This window comes from Serratia sp. SCBI (assembly GCF_000747565.1).
GTDB classification, from domain to species: Bacteria; Pseudomonadota; Gammaproteobacteria; order Enterobacterales; family Enterobacteriaceae; genus Serratia; species Serratia ureilytica.
On the sequence record NZ_CP003424.1, the window covers coordinates 3714102 to 3728827 of the forward strand.

Sequence of the window (14726 nt, forward strand, 5' to 3'; positions counted from 1 at the left end):
CGTCTCTATTCCTTCAGTTGTGGCACCAAGGATAACCGCCATCCCGCACCACTTCGCGGCCCATCAGGCTGTAGACATCGCTTTTGCGCGTCAGCCGCTCATGCCACCAGTTAAACCCAGCGCCCTTGCTGGCCGGGTGCCACGCCAGCCAAATCATTTCGTCGCCCTTTTGCATCTCTACCGGCACCGTCACCAGTTCGCCGCTGGCCAATTCCTTTTCGATCAAAGCAGGCGGCAGAAAAGCGTGGCCGATGCCGCGTTTGAGCAGCGCCAGGTTGCTTTCCACGTCGCATACCACCAACTGACGCTGCAAGGGCAGCGTGCCGTGATTGCGCTTTGGCAGCTCATGGCTGCTGTCGGCGATCACCACCACGATGTCGTTCAACCGCTGTTTCTTGCACACCGGCTTTCTCTGCGCCGCGAACGGGTGCGAAGGCGACACGCACAGCACAAAGTTGAGCTTGCCGAGCATCAGGGTTTTGGCCTGCACGCTGTCGGGAATTTGGCCAATGGCGATGATCAGATCCGCCCGGTTGTTCTTCAGCGCATCCCAGGTGCCGTTCAACGCTTCTCGCTGCACCGAGATACTGGCGTTCGGGCAATGCTGAATATAGTCGCGGATATCCTGCGTCAGGGTTTCCAACGGGAAGAAGGTGTCTACCGCCAGGCGGATATTATTGTCCAGCTTGGGGATGTTGCGCACCCGGCTTTCCAGATCCTGCACCGCATTTAATATCCAGCTGCCTTCCTGCAGGAGAAATTCCCCTTCATCCGTCAGGGTAATCATGGGGCCATTGCGATGAAAAAGTTTCACGCAGAGTTTGCTTTCAATATTGGAAACCCGATAAGAGATCGCCGAAGGCGTTTTATGCAGCGCCTCCGCCGCCATAGAGAAAGAACCGGTGCTCTTGATAGTGCTGATTATTTTAATCGCGTCCAGGGATAATCTAGTCATACAAATTCCTCTTTAAAATAAAATAAGAAAAATGACACTAAATTCCCAAGGTGGTGGCGCACAAAAATCGATCAAATCGAACAAGGGTACTCATAGCAACAAGCAATATACTTCATAAATGAGAGCGCTATCTTAAATACTATTCATCACGACCTGATATAAAATTCATCATAGCGCCCTACTTTTACACAGCGACAGTTAAATAAATTCAGCCTAACGATCAAAGATCGTCATCATAATAATTTTCGTTAATAGCCGTTAAAACATTCCGCTCTATCGCACGACCAGAATGATAAAAATAAAACAAGCCGACAAGGAGGGTTATTTCTAATTGCGTTATTAGTCTCTCATTTTGTCGGTGAAATACGCTCAACTTACAACATAATTTCAGTCAGGAGTGACTTATGAACAAAACTTCCCGTACCCTGCTCTCTCTGGGCCTGCTGAGCGCGGCCATGTTCGGCGTTTCGCAACAGGCGAATGCTCACGGTTATGTCGAGTCGCCGGCCAGCCGCGCCTACCAGTGCAAACTGCAGCTCAACACCCAGTGCGGCAGCGTGCAGTACGAACCGCAGAGCGTCGAAGGCCTGAAAGGCTTCCCGCAGGCCGGCCCGGTTGACGGCCATATCGCCAGCGCCAACAAGTCCACCTTCTTCGAACTGGATCAGCAAACGCCGACGCGCTGGAACAAGCTCAACCTGAAAACCGGCCCGAACTCCTTTACCTGGAAGCTGACCGCGCGTCACAGCACCACCAGCTGGCGCTATTTCATCACCAAGCCGAACTGGGACGCTTCTCAACCGCTGACCCGCGCTTCCTTTGACCTGACGCCGTTCTGCCAGTTCAACGACGGCGGCGCCATCCCTGCCGCGCAGGTCACCCACCAGTGCAACATACCGGCAGATCGCAGCGGTTCGCACGTGATCCTTGCCGTGTGGGACATAGCCGACACCGCCAACGCCTTCTATCAGGCGATCGACGTCAACCTCAGCCACTGATCCGTCAAAAGGGGGATGTCTCTGGAGGGTTCAGCCTGGCGCTGAACCCTTTTTTGCGGGTGCCGCTATTGCGACATGTTGAGGATAGTACGCACATTGAGCGCGCTGGTGGCGATAATGTCGATGGCGCCGGTGCGCAACGCGCCCAAAATCGCCAGCGCCTTGGTATTCTCGGAGGCAATGGCGATCACGCACGGAATTTTGCGCAGCTCATCAATGCTCAGCCCAATCACACGGTCATTCATCACCGTATCGACATGCTGCCCCTGGGCATTGAAAAAGTCATAGCCGGCGATGTCGCCGATCACGCCCTGATTAAGGCTGGCGTCGATAATCTCGTGCGGCGTAAACCACCCCAATTTCACCATATAACTGTTTTCATTCATGTCGCCAATGCCGACTAACGCCACATCGGCCTTACGCGCGCGATCCAACGTTTCCTTGATCGTGCCATTCTGCATGAAGGCGTCTTTCAACGCGCGATTTTCGACGTAGGCCGGCGCATAGAGCGTCTCGCTGCTGCCGCCGAACTTCTTCGCCAGACGCCGGCTGATATGGTCGGCGTTGATCGCATCGCCCGGACGGTGGGTGCCGCCGATGCCGCAGATGAACTTGCAGTTGCGCTCCGTCACGCTGCCGACGTGATCGGCGATCGCCGCCACGTTGCGTCCCTGCCCGACCGCCAACACCATATCGTCTTTCAGCGACATCGCCAGGTAGTTGGACACCAGCGCCGCCACTTGCCGACGCTGTTCCTCTTCGTCCTGATGATCGAGCGCGATCAGCGCGCGGCTGATGGGAAAACGTTCCATCATCTGCTGTTCCAGCCGGGTGCTGAACACCGGGTGATAACGCACGTTGATCTCGACGATGCCTTCTTCCTTGGCGCGCTTGAGCAAACGACCGACTTTGATCCGTGAGATGCCGAACTTTTTGGCGATCTCTTCCTGCGTGATCTCATCCTGATAATAAGCAACGGCGATTTCGGTCAGCAGTTCGTTATCCTGGGACACAGTTTGTTTTTCCATCCGTTAGACGTTTCCCCACGGCAGGCCGGTTAATCATGGCGGAGGGACGATACACGCCCCTCCGACAATGCTGAATGCCCGCTAGTATAACGCGTTCAGGCGGCAACGGTATTCAGTCGTTGCTCCACCTCGTCCGCCAATCGGGTCAAGAGCAGGCAGCAAGATACCGCGCCGGCGTCCAGTACGCCGCGCGAACGCTCGCCCAGACGGCTGGCGCGGCCGATTTTCGCCACCAGCTCGCGCGTGGAATCGCGCCCGCGCGCTGCGGCGATCCTCATCTGTTCCAGCGCAGCGGCGAAGTCGTCACCGCGCCCCGCCGCCTGCTCAAACGCCGCTACCGCCGGTATCAGCGTATCCATCAGACACTTGTCCCCCACGCCCGCGCTGCTGATGTCCTGCAGTTCGCACAAACCGCCGTGCAACATCGCCAAAAATGCCTGCTTATCCAGCACGCTGCGCTCGCGCACGCTCTCCGCCATGCCCATGAACAGACTGCCGTACAGCGGCCCCATCGAACCGCCGATGCCCTCCATCAGCGCATCGGAAACCGCATCGAACGCCTGCGCCAACGTAAGCTCGCGGCCGCGAATGGCATCGCCGCACATCGCGAATCCCTTCGACATGTTAATGCCGTGGTCGCCGTCGCCGATGGCGCCGTCGATTTCGCTCAGGTATTCGCGGTTGCCGACAATGGTTTCTATCAGCCCCGTAACGATCTCACTGCCGTACCGGGTTGAAATTTGTTCCGTCATGATTCACTCCACCTGGGTTAAGCCTAAAGATTGCGCCGGCATGTCCAGCAGCGTTTTCAGTTCGTCATCCAGCGTCATCAGCGTCAGCGTCACGCCCATCATTTCCAGCGACGTGAAGTAATTGCCGACGTAGCGCCGATGCACCCGCACGCCTTTCGCCGTCAACCGACGCTCTATTTCGGCATAATAGATATACAGCTCCATCACCGGCGTGGCGCCAAGCCCGGAGATCAGCAACGCCACCTCCTGCCCCTGTTCCAGCGGCATGTCGTTGAGCACGAAATCGAGCATGGTGCCGGCCATCGCCGACGCCGACTGGATCGGCGACACCTCAATGCCCGGTTCGCCGTGATGGCCAATGCCGATCTCCATCTTGCCGTCTTCGATATGAAAATTGGGTTTGCCGACCGCGGGAATGGTGCAGGAACTGAGGCCGACGCCGATCGAACGACACCGGTCGATGGCTTTTTGCGCCGCGCCGATCACGCCGTCCAGATCGTATCCCTTGGCCGCCGCCGCCGCGCCGACCTTCCACATCAGAATTTCTCCGGCCACGCCGCGCCGTTTATCGATCTCACTGGCCGGCGCCGAGGCGACGTCATCGTTGGCCACCACGGTTTTCACCCGTATGCCGGCCGCCGTGGCCTTCTTGATCGCCATCTTGACGTTCATGTTGTCGCCGGCGTAGTTGCCGTACAGGCAAGCGACGCCCGCACCGCTGTCCGCCGCCTTGAACGCGTCGAGAAAAGCCCCCGCCGTAGGCGATGAAAAAATCTCGCCAATTGCGACGGCATCCAGCATGTTTTTGCCGACATACCCCAGAAACGCCGGCTCATGGCCGGAACCGCCGCCGGTGACGATGCCCACTTTGCCGGCGATCGGCGCCGGCGGATATTTCAACACCCGCGCATTGTCGGTGGCGGCGTAATAGTCCGGGTGGGCCAGCCTATAGCCCTGAATGGCGTCTTCCACTACGTGATCGGGATCGTTAATGATTCTGTTCATCGCGGCCTCTCTGTCGCCTGAATAAGAAATTATTGAATGGTGTAACCGCCGTCGACCACCAGGTTGGCGCCGGTGATCATCGCCGCCGCGTCACCGGCCAAAAACAGGGCGCTGGCGGCGATATCTTGCGGCTCAGCAAAGCGCCGCAGCGGGATTTTCTGCTTCATTTGTTCCGCCACCTCGCCTGACCAGGCTTTGCGCCCCAGCTCCGTCAAAACCACGGTGGGTGAAATGGCGTTGACCCGCACGTTGTGTGGCCCCCACTCCAGCGCCAGCACCTGGGTCAACCCGATAACGCCCGCTTTGCTGGCGCAATAGGCCAGGTGATTCGGCAATGCCACCACCCCGGCCTGCGAGGCGAGATTGATGATGCTGCCGCCGCGCTGGCGAATGAAACGGCGGCCCACCGCCTGGCAGGTGAGAAACACGCCTTTCAGATTGACCGCCAGGGTTGCATCCCACGCCGCTTCCGGCAGTTCCTCAGCGGGATGCAGCGCGACGATGCCGGCGCTGTTGACCAGCACGTCCAGCCGCCCGAAATGCGCCTCAATCTGCGCCACCGCCCGCTCCACCGACGCGGCATCGGTGACGTCGGCCACGACGCCCAGCGCCGCCTCGGCGTCCAGCTGTCGCGCTACTTCCGCAACCTGCGGCGCCCGATCGAGCAGCGCCACGCGCGCGCCGTTTTGCAGATAGCGTTCGGCGATAGCGAGACCGATCCCCGCAGCGCCGCCGGTAATCAGCGCCACCTTGCCCTTTAGCGAGAGCTCGCGCGGCGCCGTAGTTTGATGATTAATCATAAATTTCCCCTTAAAACTGTGAACTTCACCCTCGGTCAGGATATTTTCGCCAAACTCGCGCCGCGTTCTTCCTGCGCCATCGCGTTTTCCTTCGGCAGCGTGACAAATTTCATCAGCACGCCGCTGAACAGGTACAAGCCGGTAAAGATCCAGATCACGCCAACGGTGCCGAGGCTGCCGATAAACAGCCCCACCACCGCCGGGCCGACAAAGGTGCTCAGGCCGGCGCCCAGATTGAGAATCGACATCGCCGCGCCCTTATTGTCCGGCGCCAGCGACGGCATGATGGCCGACAGCGGCACGAACGCCGCCAGGCAGGCGCCGAACAAACCGGCGGCGCAAACGGTCAGCAGGTAGTTGGCGCCGAAGAATTGCGGCACGTAGTAGAACATCAGCGTGGTCAAGGCGCAGCCGACGCAGCCGAACCACATCACCACATTGCGCCAGCCGAGACCGTCGCTGATCACGCCGAAAATCAGGTTGAAAATGATGTTGACCGTCCACAGCGCGGCGTACATCTGCAGCCAATGCGTGCGGGTGAATCCCATATCCATCATGTACATGGGCATGAATACGACGAAGCCGTATGCCGCAGAGGTATTAATGGTGCGCACGATGCCGCCCAGGCCAATCTTCGGGTTTTCAAACGCGATGGTGATGCCCTTCAAGACGTAACCCAGCGACGCTTTTTCCCGGTTGCCGCTCTGTGCCGCGCCGTCGTCGCGATTGAGCATCAGCGCAATCACCGCGCCCAGCACGACGAAAATCAGCGCGCTCCACAGCGTGTGGATCTCGCCGAGATAAGGCAGCATGATGCTGGAATACAGCACGCCCAGCACGCTGAGCCCGCCGCTGTAGACGAACCAGAAAATCCCCACCGCCGACCCCAGCCTTTCCGGCGGCGCCTCATACGCCACCCACACCAGAAAACCGTAGGCGAACAACGGATAACCCAAGCCGCGCAGCGCATAGGTCGGCACCATGATCGCCAGGTTGTTGCTCGGCAGGCCGAACGTCAAAAAGCACACCGAACCGAACAGAAACAGCAGCAGGCCGGCCAACATCACCCGCCGGGCGGTAAAGATTTCCGCCAGCACGCCGGAAAACCAGGCGGCGATCGCGGCCGCAAAGCCATAAACGCTGAACAGCAGCGCCGATTCCTGAATGCTCAGCCCCTTGCCGATCAAATAAGGCGACAGCCATCCTTGTTCCAGCCCTTCGCCCATCATGAACACCAACACGCCGGCATAGCCCAGCAGCAGTTTCGGTGACAGACCAATGCGATGAATCAGTCCATGCAACATAGAACACCCCAGCACATGTGATTATGGAGGCGCAGGCTCGCCCGCACCCGAAGAACGATGCAGGTTTCAGAGGTTTGGATTAAGCACCACTTTGATTGAACCGATGCCGCGCTTCATCAGCTCGAAGCCCTCGGCGAACTGTTCCAGCGGCAGCGTATGCGTCACCACGCCTTCGGTCGGCAGATCGCCATTGGCGATGCCTTCGATCACCAGCGGGTAGCAGTAAGGGCCGAGGTGCGAACCGAGCACGTCCAGCTCCTTGCGGTCGCTGATGATGCTCCAGTCGACGGTCACCGGATCCTTGAACACGGAAAATTCCACGAAGGTGCCGAGCTTGCGGATCAGCGTCAGGCCCTGTTCCACGGACTTTTGGGCGCCGGTCGCCTCGATGTAGATGTCGCAGCCGTAGCCGTCGGTCATCGCTTTAACCGCCGCGGGCACGTCGTCACGGGTCGGGTTCAGCGTCACATCCGCGCCGAAGCGCTTCGCCAGCGCCAGACGCTCGTCGGACAGATCCAGCACCACCAGCTTCGAGGGCCCGGACTTTTTGATCGCCCCGATCATGCCCAGCCCCAGGGTGCCGGCGCCGGCCAGCACCACGACATCGCCCAGTTTGATATTGGCGCGTTGCACCGCATGGAAGGAGCAAGCATAGGGTTCGATCAGAATGGCTTTTTCGATCGGCAGATCGGCCGGTACGTGATAGTTAATCGCCTCTTTGGTGAACTTCATGTACTCGGCCATGCCGCCATTGACGTTTTTCTGGAAACCGTACAGGTCATGCTTTTCGCACATCCAATACTGGCCGCGGTTGCAGAAGCGGCATTGCCAACAGGGAACGATCTGTTCTGATATCACCCGATCGCCGAGATTGAAGCCCTCGACGCCTTCGCCGTATCCCACCACGTGGCCGATAAACTCATGACCGGGGATCATCGGCGCCTTGATGTATGCCGGTTGTTTTTCATCGCCCCAGAAGCTGGGCGCCCCTTCGAACGCTTTAACATCGCCGGCGCAGATGCCGCAGGCCTCGATCTTCACCAGGATCTCTTTCGGGCCGATCTTCGGCACCGGCACCTGTTCCAGGCGGTAATCTTTCGGGGCGTACGCCACAACCGCCTTCATGATCTCGGGGATACCGTCCGCCATTTTCGCCTCTGTCATGCAGGTCTGACACATAGCACTCTCCTCTGGTAGGGTGACTCTTTATGATCAATAACACAAACAAAGAACAAATGAACACTAACGTCACGCGTTCAATTTGCCCACAGAGAACTTGCCAAACTGTGATATCGCTCAAAAACCCGTCTGCATGAGGATAAATAACGATTAAAACCTCTTTTTTAGTGACGACCGTCACCTTTTAAAGGGAGAGACAGAAAAATCAGGTAAAAAACAAAAGAACATCAATTGAACATTTGATTAAACAGGGATACGGTAATGAACGTGGCGCCACCGAGGATCGCCGCCCTTTTCGTTACCAATCAGGAGACCGCTATGCTGCCTATCGCCATCGGCGCCGACGATGCCGCCATTGAATTGAAGGATCTGATCGTCGCCCACCTGCAACGACGGGACATTCCCGTCATTGACTACACGACGGATCGCACCGCAGAAACGGGGATCTATCCCGATATCGCCTATCGCGTCGCGCAGGCGATACGGGAGGAAAAACATCGGCGGGGGATCCTGCTGTGCGGCACCGGCATCGGTATGAGCATCGTGGCCAATAAAGTGCCCGGCATTCGCGCGGCGCAATGTCACGATACCTACTCCGCCCAACGGGCGCGCAAAAGCAATGATGCGCAGATCATCACGCTGGGCGCGCGGGTCATCGGCGCCGAACTGGCGAAAACCATCGTCGATGCCTGGCTGGAATCGGAGTTTGAAGGGGGAGGTTCGGCACCGAAAGTCGAGCGGATCGGCTATTACGAAAACGCGGTCGGTCGGCGTTAAACCGCCTGCAGTCTCGATGGCGGTCGCGCGCAAGCCGCGCTCCGCCTGGGTTTATTCGTCATTCATTGTTATTATCCATCGCAACAATCAGAAAAAGCGCATTTTCATTCTCGATCCGATGATGCAGTGTGTTCCCCCTATGATGAAAAAGGTTCTCATTTCCCTACGTTGAGCTTGGTCAAGGAGCTTATCAATGAATCAATTAGACGCACTCAAGCAGCTGACCACGGTGGTCGCCGACAGCGGCGATATCGAATCCATCCGCCAGTTCGAACCCCAGGACGCCACCACCAACCCTTCGCTGATCCTGAAAGCCGCCGCGCTGCCGCAGTACAAAGCGCTGATCACCGAAGCGCTGGAGTATGCCCGCCGCCAGGGCGGCAGCAAGGAAACCCAGCTGATCAACGCCAGCGATAAACTGGCGGTCAACATCGGTGTCGAGATCCTCAAAAGCGTGCCGGGCCGCATCTCCACCGAAGTGGACGCCCGCCTGTCGTTCGACCGCGGCATGTGCGTCGCCAAAGCGCGCAAACTGATCGGCATGTATCAGGAACAGGGCATCGACAAATCGCGCATCCTGATCAAGCTGGCTTCCACCTGGGAAGGCATCAAAGCCGCCGAAGAGCTGGAAAAAGAAGGCATCAACACTAACCTGACGCTGCTGTTCTCCTTCGCTCAGGCCCGCGCCTGCGCCGAAGCCGGCGTGTATCTGATCTCGCCGTTCGTCGGCCGCATCTATGACTGGTACCAGGCTAAACAGCCTGCCGCCGACTACGACGCCGATCAGGATCCGGGCGTGAAATCGGTGCGCACCATCTATGAATACTACAAGCGTCATCGTTACCAGACGGTGATCATGGGCGCCAGCTTCCGCAAAGTTGAGCAGATCCTGGCGCTGGCCGGCTGCGATCGCCTGACCATCGCGCCGAACCTGCTGGAGCAGCTGAAAAACAGCGAACAGCCGGTCGAGCGCAAGCTGACCCCGTCGACCGAGGGCTTCCACCAACCCGCTCCGCTGGCCGAAGCGGAATTCCGCTGGCTGCACAATCAGGACGCCATGGCGGTAGAAAAACTCGCCGAAGGCATCCGCCTGTTCGCCGTCGACCAGCAGAAGCTGGAAGACATGTTGGCCGCTCAACTGTAATCGCACTGGAGTTTCGTTATGTCTTCTCGTAAAGAGCTTGCCAACGCCATCCGCGCACTCAGCATGGACGCCGTACAAAAAGCAAATTCCGGCCACCCGGGGGCCCCTATGGGCATGGCGGACATCGCCGAAGTCCTGTGGCGTGACTACCTCAACCACAACCCGACTAACCCGCACTGGGCTGACCGCGACCGTTTCGTGCTCTCCAACGGCCACGGCTCCATGTTGATTTACAGCCTCCTGCACCTCACCGGCTACGACCTGCCGATGCGCGAGCTGGAAAACTTCCGTCAGCTCCATTCCAAAACACCGGGCCACCCGGAGTACGGTTACACCCCGGGCGTTGAGACCACCACCGGCCCGCTGGGCCAGGGTATCGCCAACGCCGTCGGCTTCGCCATCGCCGAACGCACCTTGGCGGCGCAGTTCAACCGCCCTGGTCACGACATCGTCGACCACCACACCTACGCCTTCATGGGCGACGGCTGCATGATGGAAGGCATTTCGCACGAAGTCTGCTCCCTGGCCGGCACCCTCAAGCTCGGCAAGCTGACCGCCTTCTACGATGACAACGGCATCTCCATCGACGGCCACGTCGACGGCTGGTTCACCGACGACACCGCCCTGCGTTTCGAAGCCTACGGCTGGCACGTGGTGCGCAACGTCGACGGCCACAACCCGGACGCCATCAAGGCCGCGATTGAAGAAGCCCGCAAGGTGACCGACAAGCCGTCGCTGCTGATGTGCAAGACCGTTATCGGCTTCGGTTCGCCGAACAAGGCCGGCACCCATGACGTGCACGGCGCCGCGCTGGGCGCCGCCGAAGTGGCCGCCACCCGCGAGCGGCTTGGCTGGAAATACGCCGCCTTTGAAATCCCGCAGGACATCTACGCCCAGTGGGACGCCAAGGAAGCCGGTCAGGCCAAAGAAGCGGCCTGGAACGACAAGTTCGCCGCCTACGCCAGGGCCTTCCCGGAACTGGCCGCCGAGTTCAAGCGCCGCATGAACGGCGAGCTGCCGGCGGACTGGAAAGCGGACGCCAAGGCGTTCGTGGAAAAACTGCAGGCCAACCCGGCCAACATCGCCAGCCGCAAGGCGTCGCAGAACGCGCTGGAAGCGTTCGGCAAGGTGCTGCCGGAGTTCCTGGGCGGCTCCGCCGACCTGGCGCCGAGTAACCTGACCATGTGGTCCGGTTCGAAAGCGCTGAACGTTGACCCGGCGGGCAACTACATTCATTACGGCGTGCGCGAGTTCGGCATGACCGCCATCACCAACGGCATCGCGCTGCACGGCGGCTTCCTGCCGTACTCGGCGACCTTCCTGATGTTCGTGGAATACGCCCGCAACGCGGTGCGCATGGCGGCGCTGATGAAGCTGCGCAACGTGTTCGTCTACACCCACGACTCCATCGGTCTGGGCGAAGACGGCCCGACCCACCAGCCGGTGGAGCAGCTGGCGAGCCTGCGCGTGACCCCGAACATGAGCACCTGGCGCCCGTGTGACCAGGTGGAATCGGCGGTGGCGTGGCAGTACGGCATCGAGCGCAACGACGGCCCGACCACGCTGGTGTTCTCGCGCCAGAACCTGACCCAGCAGCCGCGCACCGCAGAGCAGCTGGCGAACGTGTACCGCGGCGGCTACGTGCTGAAAGACTGTGCGGGCACGCCGGACGTTATCCTGATTGCCACCGGCTCCGAAGTGGGCATCACGGTGGAGGCGGCGGACAAACTGACCGCGGCGGGCCGCAAGGTGCGCGTGGTGTCGATGCCGTCGACCGACGCGTTCGACAAGCAGGATGCGGCGTACCGCGAGTCGGTGCTGCCGGCGGCGGTAACGGCGCGCGTGGCGGTGGAAGCGGGTATCGCGGATTACTGGTACAAGTACGTGGGCCTGAACGGCGCTATCGTGGGCATGACCACCTTCGGTGAGTCGGCGCCGGCGGAGCAGCTGTTCGCCGAGTTCGGCTTCACCGTGGACAACGTGGTGGCCAAGGCGCAGGCGCTGCTGAAGTAAGCCGCCGGGCGCAAGCCGATAAAAAAGCCGGTCATCATGACCGGCTTTTTTTATTCCATCACCCGATGAATCTGCAAATACTGCAGCAACATGATGGTTTTGCCGTCTTTAATCCGGCCATCGGCGATCATCGCCACCGCGTCGCTGAACGGCAGTTCGATCACCTCAATATCTTCATCTTCAATGCCGCCGCCGGCCGCGCGCCGCTCATCGTCATGGTATTCGGCGATAAAGAAGTGCACGATCTCGGTCACGCCGCCCGGCGACATGTAGGCTTCGAAGATTTTCTTCACCTCGCTGACCTGAAAACCGGTCTCCTCCACCGCTTCGCGGCGCGCGCACTGCTCCGGAGAGTCGGCGTCCAGCAAGCCGGCGCAGGCCTCGAGCAGCATGCCGCTCTCGTTGCCGTTGACATAGGTCGGCATACGGAACTGGTTGGTCAGCACCACCGTGCCCTTGGCGCGGTTATACAGCAAAATGGTGGCGCCGTTGCCGCGATCGTAGACCTCGCGCACCTGTTGCACCGAACCGCCGTTTTTGCGTTTCAGATCGAACGTGTACTTGTGCAGCACATACCAGTTGTCCGACAGCAGCTCTTTCTTCACATTCTCAATTTTCGACGACATAACCCTTTTCCCTTGCGTGACAACGTGAAGATCATACCGCGATTAGGCCGCGCCGCGGCAGACGATTTGCAACAAAAATCACACCGCGCCCCGCCGGACAAGCCGGGACTTAACATTGCTTAAAATAATGAAAAATAAGTCGCGCTCAGGCGCATGAGATTGCATAAAACCCAGTGCGATTCGCCCCCCAAAGACAAATCGTCAGAGGAAACCGGCCCGCCGCTGAAAATCGACGGGCGTTTCGCTATTCATTTGATTACACAACCACAATTGTTCCCGTTTTGTTGACAACTTGATACAAATCGCGGTGCATTTTAGTTGCAAAAGTTATAGTTTTGCTTTCGAATGAAACTGGCGACGCGCCCTACCTGAGAGAAGGATCCTTGATTGCTTGTTAAACGTTCCGTGACCGGCAGCCTGGCCAAAGCGCTGTTCGGCATCGTGATACTGTCGGTGCTCGCCACCGGGTTGGCGTTGACCACCGTCGCCGGCAGCCAGAGCGATGCCGAAGCGATCAATATCGCCGGTTCGCTGCGCATGCAAAGCTACCGGTTGGCCTTCGATCTCGACCAGCAGAGCCCAGAGCTGGAGCTGCACCTGCAGCAATACCGGCAGTCATTGCAGGCGCCGGCGCTGCAAAAACTGGCGCGCTTCTACGTACCGGCCGAGGTGCGCAACCATTACCTGGCGCTGCAACAGGCGTGGCAAACGATGGAGCGGCAGATCCGCAACGGGCAGGCGATCGCCTATCGGGCGGAGGTCGCCGGCCATGTCAATCGCGTTGACCATTTCGTGTCCGCCCTGCAGCGCTATTCCGAACTGAAACTGACCCTGGTGGCCGCCGTCAGCGTGCTGGGTTACGCCGCCATCATCGGTCTGGTGCTGTTTTGCATTCGTTTCATGCGCCGCCAGGTGGTCACCCCGCTGCAGCATCTGGTCGACGCCAGCCAGCGCGTGCAACAAGGGGATTTTCGCCACCCGCAGTTGGACGTGACGTTGCCGAACGAGCTCGGCGTGCTGTCGCAAACCTTCAGCGCCATGTCGGACGAACTGGCCCGGCTCTATCAGTCGCTGGAGCTGAAGGTACAGGAAAAAACCCAACGTCTGCAGCAGGCCAATGAAACGCTTGAGGTGCTGTATCGCTGCTCGCAGGCGCTGAGCGTGCGCCAGCTCGATCAGCAGGCGTTCGAAAATGTGCTGCGCATCGTGCGCCAAAGCGAACGGCTGCGCTGCATCCAGCTGAACGTAGCGGACGGCCAGGGCCAGTGGCGGCTGAGCGAAGGGGAAGCGGCGCCGACGCAGGCCTGGAACGCGCTGCCGATCACCCAGGGCGACAAGCCGCTGGGCGAGTTGCGCTGGCAGCCCGAGGCGCACCCGCCGCATCCTCACCTGATGCAGAGCCTGGCCAATATGTTGGGCCGCGGCGTTTACTTCAACCGGGCGCAAAAGCAGCACCAATATCTGCTGTTGATGGAAGAGCGTGCGACCATCGCCCGCGAGCTGCACGATTCGCTGGCGCAGACGCTGTCGTTCCTGCGCATCCAGCTGACGCTGCTGCGGCGCAGCGCCACCGATCCGGCGGCGCAGACCATTATCGACGATTTCGATCGCACGCTGGCCGATGCCTATCGCCAGTTGAGAGAGCTGCTGGCCACCTTCCGTCTCAACATTCAGGAGGCGGATCTGAACGCCTCGCTGGAGCAGCTGTTGCAGCCATTAAAAGCGCTAACCCCCGCGCGGATTCAGTTACACTGTCGGCTGTCTTCGCAGGCGCTCAACGCCCAGCAGCAGGTGCACGCGCTGCAGATCGTGCGCGAGGCGGTGCTCAATGCCGTCAAGCACGCCGGGGCAGACGAGATTACGGTGTGTTGCGAGGTCAACGCCGCAGGCGACAACGTTTTCAGCATTACCGACGACGGTTGCGGCATCGCCAGTCTGGAGGAACCGGAAGGGCATTATGGTTTGACCATCATGAGCGAACGCGCGGCGCGATTGGGAGGAACGCTGCACATTCAGCGCAGAAGCGGCGGCGGTACGGCGGTTTGCCTGACATTCTCGCCCTGACCTTGCGGCTGTTCATTCTGCGTTACGGTTGCCGCCGGGCGGAAGGCCGTCCGGGGAGGTTTACGGCGCTGATTGCCGCTA

The 14726-nt window shown here is 59.6% G+C and carries 13 protein-coding genes; 5 read left to right on the forward strand and 8 right to left on the reverse strand.

Features of this window, described 5'->3' with window-relative positions; genetic code table 11:
* Positions 1–13: 13 nt before the first annotated feature.
* Positions 14–955 carry a LysR family transcriptional regulator gene (locus tag SERRSCBI_RS17450; protein WP_025303805.1) on the reverse strand — a complete coding sequence of 314 codons (942 nt, stop codon included), beginning with the start codon at positions 953–955 and terminating at the stop codon, positions 14–16.
* Between the two features lie 404 nt (positions 956–1359).
* Between SERRSCBI_RS17450 and SERRSCBI_RS17455 the strand changes: the two genes are divergently transcribed.
* Positions 1360–1953 carry a lytic polysaccharide monooxygenase gene (locus tag SERRSCBI_RS17455; protein WP_033643984.1) on the forward strand — a complete coding sequence of 198 codons (594 nt, stop codon included), beginning with the start codon at positions 1360–1362 and terminating at the stop codon, positions 1951–1953.
* Between the two features lie 65 nt (positions 1954–2018).
* Here the strand turns inward: SERRSCBI_RS17455 and SERRSCBI_RS17460 are convergent, their stop codons facing one another.
* The 6 genes from SERRSCBI_RS17460 to SERRSCBI_RS17485 form a co-directional block, all read right to left on the reverse strand.
* Positions 2019–2981, reverse strand: a complete 963-nt coding sequence (locus tag SERRSCBI_RS17460) for a sugar-binding transcriptional regulator (protein ID WP_004936575.1) — start codon at positions 2979–2981, stop codon at positions 2019–2021.
* 95 nt (positions 2982–3076) lie between these two features.
* Positions 3077–3733, reverse strand: a complete 657-nt coding sequence (gene dhaL / locus SERRSCBI_RS17465) for a dihydroxyacetone kinase subunit DhaL (protein WP_042785163.1) — start codon at positions 3731–3733, stop codon at positions 3077–3079.
* A 3-nt stretch (positions 3734–3736) separates the two neighbouring features.
* Positions 3737–4738, reverse strand: coding sequence for a dihydroxyacetone kinase subunit DhaK (locus SERRSCBI_RS17470; protein ID WP_015378693.1), 1002 nt, complete (start codon positions 4736–4738; stop codon positions 3737–3739).
* Positions 4739–4767: 29 nt separating this feature from the next.
* On the reverse strand, positions 4768–5538 hold the full coding sequence (locus SERRSCBI_RS17475; RefSeq protein ID WP_049866701.1) for an SDR family oxidoreductase: 771 nt from the start codon (positions 5536–5538) through the stop codon (positions 4768–4770).
* A 35-nt stretch (positions 5539–5573) separates the two neighbouring features.
* Entirely contained in the window at positions 5574–6842 is a 1269-nt protein-coding gene (locus tag SERRSCBI_RS17480) for an MFS transporter (RefSeq protein WP_042785164.1), read from the reverse strand.
* A 66-nt stretch (positions 6843–6908) separates the two neighbouring features.
* The gene (locus tag SERRSCBI_RS17485) at positions 6909–8021 is read right to left on the reverse strand and encodes an alcohol dehydrogenase catalytic domain-containing protein (RefSeq protein ID WP_033643987.1); all 1113 of its coding nucleotides are present in this window, start codon (positions 8019–8021) and stop codon (positions 6909–6911) included.
* A gap of 318 nt (positions 8022–8339) precedes the next feature.
* Here SERRSCBI_RS17485 and rpiB point away from each other — a divergent pair, with 318 nt between their 5' ends.
* The 3 genes from rpiB (at position 8340) to tkt (ending at position 11955) form a co-directional block, all read left to right on the forward strand.
* On the forward strand, positions 8340–8798 hold the full coding sequence (gene rpiB / locus SERRSCBI_RS17490; protein ID WP_033643988.1) for a ribose 5-phosphate isomerase B: 459 nt from the start codon (positions 8340–8342) through the stop codon (positions 8796–8798).
* A gap of 193 nt (positions 8799–8991) precedes the next feature.
* The gene (gene tal, locus SERRSCBI_RS17495; RefSeq protein ID WP_016926754.1) at positions 8992–9942 is read left to right on the forward strand and encodes a transaldolase; all 951 of its coding nucleotides are present in this window, start codon (positions 8992–8994) and stop codon (positions 9940–9942) included.
* A gap of 18 nt (positions 9943–9960) precedes the next feature.
* Entirely contained in the window at positions 9961–11955 is a 1995-nt protein-coding gene (tkt, locus tag SERRSCBI_RS17500; RefSeq protein ID WP_042785165.1) for a transketolase, read from the forward strand.
* Positions 11956–12005: 50 nt separating this feature from the next.
* On the opposite strand, the gene nudK is transcribed toward tkt, so the two are convergent.
* Complete coding sequence (gene nudK, locus SERRSCBI_RS17505; protein ID WP_042785166.1) at positions 12006–12581, reverse strand: GDP-mannose pyrophosphatase NudK; 576 nt, start codon at positions 12579–12581, stop codon at positions 12006–12008.
* Between the two features lie 387 nt (positions 12582–12968).
* Here nudK and narQ point away from each other — a divergent pair, with 387 nt between their 5' ends.
* Positions 12969–14645, forward strand: coding sequence for a nitrate/nitrite two-component system sensor histidine kinase NarQ (narQ, locus tag SERRSCBI_RS17510; protein ID WP_042785167.1), 1677 nt, complete (start codon positions 12969–12971; stop codon positions 14643–14645).
* Positions 14646–14726: the final 81 nt, after the last annotated feature.